At 71.0% G+C, this 6,140-nt stretch carries 6 protein-coding genes and 1 pseudogene; 3 read left to right on the top strand and 4 right to left on the bottom strand.

All coding sequences use genetic code 11. From position 1 onward, the window contains the following. The 4 genes from C1J00_RS48605 to C1J00_RS36395 form a co-directional block, all read right to left on the bottom strand. The coding region (locus C1J00_RS48605) for a response regulator (RefSeq protein WP_102913208.1) at positions 1-647 on the bottom strand (647 nt) is incomplete at its 3' end. Then, the gene (locus C1J00_RS36405) at positions 644-1,831 is read right to left on the bottom strand and encodes a sensor histidine kinase (protein ID WP_102913207.1); all 1,188 of its coding nucleotides are present in this window, start codon (positions 1,829-1,831) and stop codon (positions 644-646) included. The genes C1J00_RS48605 and C1J00_RS36405, both read right to left, overlap by 4 nt. After that, positions 1,828-2,673, bottom strand: coding sequence for an ABC transporter permease (locus tag C1J00_RS36400; RefSeq protein WP_102913206.1), 846 nt, complete (start codon positions 2,671-2,673; stop codon positions 1,828-1,830). The genes C1J00_RS36405 and C1J00_RS36400 overlap by 4 nt, the downstream gene beginning before the upstream one ends. Continuing rightward, a complete protein-coding gene (locus tag C1J00_RS36395; protein ID WP_102913205.1) occupies positions 2,670-3,542 on the bottom strand; it encodes an ABC transporter ATP-binding protein in 873 nt (290 codons plus the stop codon). The genes C1J00_RS36400 and C1J00_RS36395 overlap by 4 nt, the downstream gene beginning before the upstream one ends. Before the next feature lie 142 nt (positions 3,543-3,684). Here C1J00_RS36395 and C1J00_RS36390 point away from each other — a divergent pair, with 142 nt between their 5' ends. The 3 genes and pseudogenes from C1J00_RS36390 to C1J00_RS47330 all read left to right on the top strand — a co-directional run. Continuing rightward, complete coding sequence (locus C1J00_RS36390; RefSeq protein WP_102913204.1) at positions 3,685-4,341, top strand: vitamin K epoxide reductase family protein; 657 nt, start codon at positions 3,685-3,687, stop codon at positions 4,339-4,341. 57 nt (positions 4,342-4,398) lie between these two features. After that, positions 4,399-5,751 carry a replication-associated recombination protein A gene (locus C1J00_RS36385; RefSeq protein ID WP_102913203.1) on the top strand — a complete coding sequence of 451 codons (1,353 nt, stop codon included), beginning with the start codon at positions 4,399-4,401 and terminating at the stop codon, positions 5,749-5,751. Between the two features lie 180 nt (positions 5,752-5,931). Then, positions 5,932-6,140 (top strand): annotated as a pseudogene (locus C1J00_RS47330) (hypothetical protein); the annotation flags it as partial.

The following is a 6,140-nucleotide window of genomic DNA, read 5'->3' as shown; positions in this document are numbered from 1 at the left end:
GTCTCGGAGATGTGTATAAGAGACAGGTCCAGGAGCCCGTACCGCAGCGCGCTCGTCACCGCCGCAGTCCGGTCGTCCACGCCCAACTTGCCGAAGACGCGCAGCAGATACGTCTTCACCGTCGACTCGCCGATGAACAGCCGACGCCCGATCTCCGCGTTCGTGCAGCCCTCGGCCACCAGGCGCAGCACCGCTGTCTCGCGTGCCGACAGCCGCGGCCGCTCCGGCCTCGTCCGCAACTGGTCCACCAGCCGCGCCGCGACGGACGGGGCCAGGACCGTCTCGCCGCGTGCGGCGGCCCGCACGGCCTCCGCCAGCTCCGCCCGCGGCAGGTCCTTCAGCAGGTAGCCCGCCGCCCCGGCCTCCACGGCCCGCAGAATGTCCCGGTCCGTCTCGTAGGTCGTCAGCACGACCACCCGGCACGGCAGCCCGGCCCGCGTCATCCGCACGATGGAGTCCACGCCCCCGCCCCCCGGCATCCGCAGGTCCATCAGCACGATGTCGGGCCGAAACTCGGCCGCCAGCGCCTCCGCCTGCGGCCCGCTGGACGCGTCGGCGACGACCTCCAGGTCGGACTCCGCACTGAGCATCGCCCGCAGCCCCTCCCGCACGACGGGATGGTCGTCGGCCAGGACGATCCGGATCACGGCGTCTCCCTCCTCACGACCGGCAGCCGGACGGTCACGACCGTGCCGTCGCCGTGGGCACTGCGCACCTCGGCGGTTCCGCCCACCTCGACGGCCCGGGCCCGCAGCCCCGCCAGACCGTACCCACCGCGCACGGCGGCCGGGTCGAAGCCGGGCCCGTCGTCCCGTACGGAGACGGTCAGCATGGCGTCGGCGTACACCAGCGAGACCCCGACCGTCGCCGAACTCCCCGCGTGCTTACGGGCGTTGGCCAGTGCCTCCTGGCAGGCGCGCAGGGCGACCACCTCGGGACCGGCGGGCAGCATGCGGACCGGGCCCGTCACCTCCAGCGCCGCGTCATGGCGCGCGGCGAGCCGTCCCAGCGCGTTCGGAAGGGAAGCGCCGTCCAGGTCGGCGGGCGCACCCCCGGCGACCAGGGCCCGGGCCTCGGCCAGGTTCTGCCGGGCCGTCTCGTCCATCAGGCGCAGATGACGCCGCGCCTCGGGCAGGTCGTGGTCCAGCTCCGCCTCGACCGCCTGGATCAGCATCACCAGACTGGTGAACCCCTGCGCGAGCGTGTCGTGGATCTCCCGGGCCAGCCGCTCCCGCTCGGCCAGCGCCCCGTGGGCCTCGGACAGCCGCCCGATCTCGTGCCGGCTCGCGTCCAGCTCCGCGATCAGCTCGGCCCTCTCCTGGCTCTGCTCGATGATCCGGATGATCCAGATGCCGACGGCGACCGAGAACACGAGACTCACCAGGGAGAACAACACGTTGAAGGCCACGTCCCGGCCACTGGGCCACCACAGCAGTGCCCAGCCCGCCACGGGCACGAGGTTCACCACGGCCACGGCCACCAGCGCCGACCGCAACCGCAGCGTCATGAAGCACTGCGGGATCAGGGCGAAGGCCAGCAGCCGCGTCTCGCCCACCAGGACCGCCGACGGCAGGACAAGCGCCAGCGCAGCCGTCAGATAGCCGATCGCCCGCCGCTGGTCGGGCGGGTCGCCCTGGATCAGCCGACGACCGACCACCACGTACAGCGGGACCAGCGGGACGAGCAGCGCCGCCGCGACCGCGCGGACCGGCGGGTCGGAGTGATCGGCGGCGAGCACGGAGACCGATGTCGCCACCCAGATGAGCGCGAAGTACGTGTCCCAGAGCCGGAACGAGCGCTCCCAGTGGTAGGCGCTCGCGGCATCACTCATCCGGCGCGCCGGTCCTTCCAGCGGAACGTCAGCAGACACAGGGCCAATCCTCCGACGCACCACGCGGCCAGCACCAGAGCCACGCGCCCGAGTTCCCAGCTCCCCGCCTGCTCCAGCACCTGCGCCGACTCCGGCAGGAACACCCCGCGCAGCCCCTGGCACATCCACTTCAGCGGGAACAGCGCGCCGACGGTCAGCATCCAGTCCGGGATGGTGCCGATGGCGATGTACACCCCGGAGACGAACTGCAGCACCAGGAATGGCAGGACGACCACCGAACTCGCACTGTTGGCGGAGTTCGGGACCGAGCTGATCGCGATGCCGAGCAGAGCGCAGGCCGTGATGCCCAGCACGAAGATCCATGCCAGGTCGAACCAGCGTCCCGCGTCCGCCGGCAGGTCCACGCCGTAGCAGGTCGTGCCGACGAGGAGGAGGATCGCCGTCTCCAGCAGACCGGTGAAGAGAACCAGCCAGATCTTGCCGAGGAAGTAGGCCGCCGGAGGCATCGGTGTGCCCCGCAGCCGGCGCAGCACCTTGTCCTGCCGCTCGATCGCGATGGAGATGCCGAGCGCCTGGAAGCTGGTCGACATGATCCCGGCGGCCATCATCGCGGGGACGTACAGCTGCGAGGCGGTGATGCCCGCGCCCTCCACGTCGTCCCGGAAGATCGACGCGAACAGGAACAACAGGACGACGGGGAAGGCGAACGTGAACACCACCTGATCGCGCTGCCGGAAGAACTGCCTGATCTCCAGGGCGCCCCGCCGCAGCCCGAGTCCCCATGCCCCGGGCAGTCGTCCGACGCCCGCCGCACCGCGCTTGGGAACGACGGTCGTGGTCATCGCGCGTCCTCCTCGGACTGTCCGGTCAGCCGGAGGTAGACGTCCTCCAGTGTGGGGCGGCTCACCGTCAGCCCGGGGATCTCGCCGCCGGGGCGTCGCATGAGCTCCGCGACGGTCCGGGTCGGTGTCCCGGTGCGCTCCGCGCGAGGGGTGCCGTCCGGCTCGGTCCACGCGACGGTGGCCTCGTCGCCGTACCGCTCCCGCAGGGCTCCGGGCTCGCCCTCGGCGACGATCCGGCCACGGGCGACGACGGCCAGCCGGTGCACCAGGGCCTCCGCCTCCTCCAGGTAGTGCGTGGTGAGCACGATGGTCGTGCCGTCGTCGGCCAGGGCGCGGATCAGCGACCAGAACTGCCGCCGGGCCGCCGGGTCGAAGCCGGTCGTCGGCTCGTCCAGGAGCAGCAGGTCGGGACCTCCGATGACGCCGAGCGCCACGTCCAGACGCCTGCGCTGGCCGCCCGACAGCGCCTTGATCCGGCTGTCCGCCTTCGCTTCCAGGCCGACCAGACCGATGACCTCCTCCGGGTCCCGCGGCCGGGGGTAGTAGCGGGCGAAGTGCCGCACGGTCTCCCGGACCGTCAACTCGGCGGGCGCCGATTCGTCCTGCCAGACGATCCCGACGCGCGAGCGCCACGCGCGCGTGCCGGTCGCCGGGTCCGACCCGAGGACGGACACCTCGCCCGCGTCCCGGTCCCGGTTGCCCTGAAGGATCTCCACCGTGGTGCTCTTACCCGCGCCGTTGGGTCCGAGCAGGCCGAACACCTCGCCCCGCCGGATGCCGAGATCGATGCCGTCCACGGCGGTCACGCCCCCGTAGCGCTTGCGCAGTCCCCTTACGTGTACGGCGAGTTCGTACCCCTGTGCTGTCATGCGACGAGCGTCGGCCGGAACGCAACCCTCAGGGACGACCGGGCGGTCATCCTTATGTCCACTGAACGGTGGACACGGGCCCCTGTGCGGCACAATGGTCCTGCCCGAAGATGTTCAGGTCTCAAGTGACGGAATCGGCGTGATGAGCAAGACGACAGTCAGGGACGTCTCCACGGAGTCCGAGCCGGAGCGCGCCGAGATCGCGCCCCGCGCGGAGGGCGGCAGCCGGGCCCTGGCCCTGCTGCTGGTGATCACCGGCGGGGCCGGACTGCTCGCCGCGTGGGTCATCACGCTCGACAAGTTCAAGATCCTCGAGGCCAAGGTCGCGGGCACGACGTTCACGCCCGGCTGCAGCCTCAACCCCGTGGTCTCCTGCGGCAGCGTCATGGAGAGCAAGCAGGCCGCGGTCTTCGGCTTCCCCAACCCGATGCTCGGCCTCGTCGCCTACGCCGTCGTCATCGGCGTCGGCATCAGCCTGCTCGCCGGCGCCCGCTTCCCGCGCTGGTACTGGCTCACCTTCAACGCCGGCTGCCTCTTCGGCGTGGGCTTCTGCGCCTGGCTGATGTTCCAGTCGCTGTACCGGATCAACGCGCTCTGCCTGTGGTGCAGCCTGGCCTGGGTCGCCACCATCCTGATGTTCTGGTACGTGACGTCGTTCAACATCCGCAAGGGCTTCCTGCCCGCCCCGAGCTGGCTCAAGAGCTTCTTCGGCGAGTTCACATGGGTCATGCCCGTGCTGCACATCGGCATCATCGGCATGCTGGTCCTGACCCGCTGGTGGGACTTCTGGCTCAGCTGAACGGGGCCGTTCCAGCCCCGGGGCGGACTGTCAGTGCCGTGATTTAGGGTTTCTGACGTGGAACCCGACCTGTTCACCGCCGCAGCCGATGAGCGCCAGGAGAAGGATCCGTCCTCCAGCCCCCTGGCGGTGCGGATGCGCCCGCGCACCCTCGACGAGGTCGTGGGCCAGCAGCATCTGCTGAAGCCGGGCTCACCCCTGCGCAGACTGGTCGGGGAGGCATCCGGCCCGGCCGGCTCCTCCTCGGTGCTCCTGTGGGGCCCGCCCGGCACCGGCAAGACCACCCTGGCGTACGTCGTCTCCAAGGCCACCGACGCCCGCTTCGTGGAGCTGTCGGCGATCACCGCGGGCGTCAAGGAGGTCCGCGCGGTCATCGACGGCGCCCGCCGCGCCTCCGGCGGGTACGGCAAGGAGACCGTCCTCTTCCTCGACGAGATCCACCGCTTCAGCAAGGCCCAGCAGGACTCCCTGCTCCCGGCCGTCGAGAACCGCTGGGTGACGCTCATCGCGGCGACGACGGAGAACCCGTACTTCTCGGTGATCTCGCCCCTGCTGTCCCGCTCCCTGCTTCTCACCCTGGAACCGCTCACGGACGAGGACATCAGGAGCCTCATCCGTCGCGCCCTCACCGACGAGCGGGGACTCAAGAGCGCCGTCACCCTCCCCGAGGAGACCGAGAGTCACCTCCTGCGTATCGCCGGCGGAGACGCCCGCCGTGCCCTGACCGCCCTGGAGGCGGCCGCCGGAGCCGCCCTCGACAAGGGCGAGGCCGAGATCGGCCTGACCACCCTGGAGGAGACGGTCGACCGGGCCGCCGTCAAGTACGACCGGGACGGCGACCAGCACTACGACGTGGCCAGTGCCCTGATCAAGTCCATTCGCGGCTCCGACGTCGACGCGGCCCTGCACTACCTGGCCCGCATGATCGAGGCCGGCGAGGACCCCCGCTTCATCGCCCGCCGCCTGATGATCTCCGCAAGCGAGGACATCGGCCTGGCCGACCCGACCGCCCTGCAGACGGCCGTCGCCGCCGCCCAGGCCGTCGCCATGATCGGCTTCCCCGAGGCCGCCCTCACCCTCAGCCACGCCACCATCGCCCTCGCCCTGGCACCCAAGTCCAACGCCGCGACCACCGCGATCGGCGCCGCCCTGGAGGACGTCCGCAAAGGCCTGGCCGGGCCCGTCCCGGCGCACCTGCGCGACAGCCACTACAAGGGCGCCACCAAGCTCGGCCACGGCCAGGGCTACGTCTACCCGCACGACCTGCACGAGGGCATCGCCGCCCAGCAGTACGCCCCCGACGAACTGAAGGACCGCGAGTACTACGCGCCGACCCGGCACGGTGCGGAAGCCCGCTACGCGGACGCGGTGGAGTGGACCCGGAAGAACCTCGGTCGAAAGCGGTCCTGAGCACCCTGTAAACTCGTCCGGAGTGCCGCGCCCCGTGCAGTCAGAACGGGACAGTCGGCCGGAGCCGGTCCCCGGACCGGTTCCAGGAGCGTCGCGCACCGTCGAACGGTGTCGCGGGCAGCCCACCACCACCGTCGCACGACGGAACCGGTCGGTGGGCCACTCGCGTGCTGCACGTATGTGCCCAGACCAGGGGAGCGGCTGCCCACCCGGGCCCGAAAGGGTCCCAGGCGGGTTTCCCCGGCTGCGGATGCGACCTCCCTCAACCCTGACAAGCCGGAAACCAGGAAAGAGAAGAAGACAGTGGCGAACCAGCCCCGCCCCAAGGTCAAGAAGTCGCGTGCCCTCGGCATCGCGCTGACCCCGAAGGCCGTCAAGTACTTCGAGGC

It is taken from the genome of Streptomyces cahuitamycinicus, assembly GCF_002891435.1.
Taxonomy (GTDB): Bacteria; Actinomycetota; Actinomycetes; order Streptomycetales; family Streptomycetaceae; genus Streptomyces; species Streptomyces cahuitamycinicus.
The sequence above is the reverse complement of the archived record's forward strand: the minus strand, read 5'-3'. Positions and strand labels throughout refer to the sequence as shown.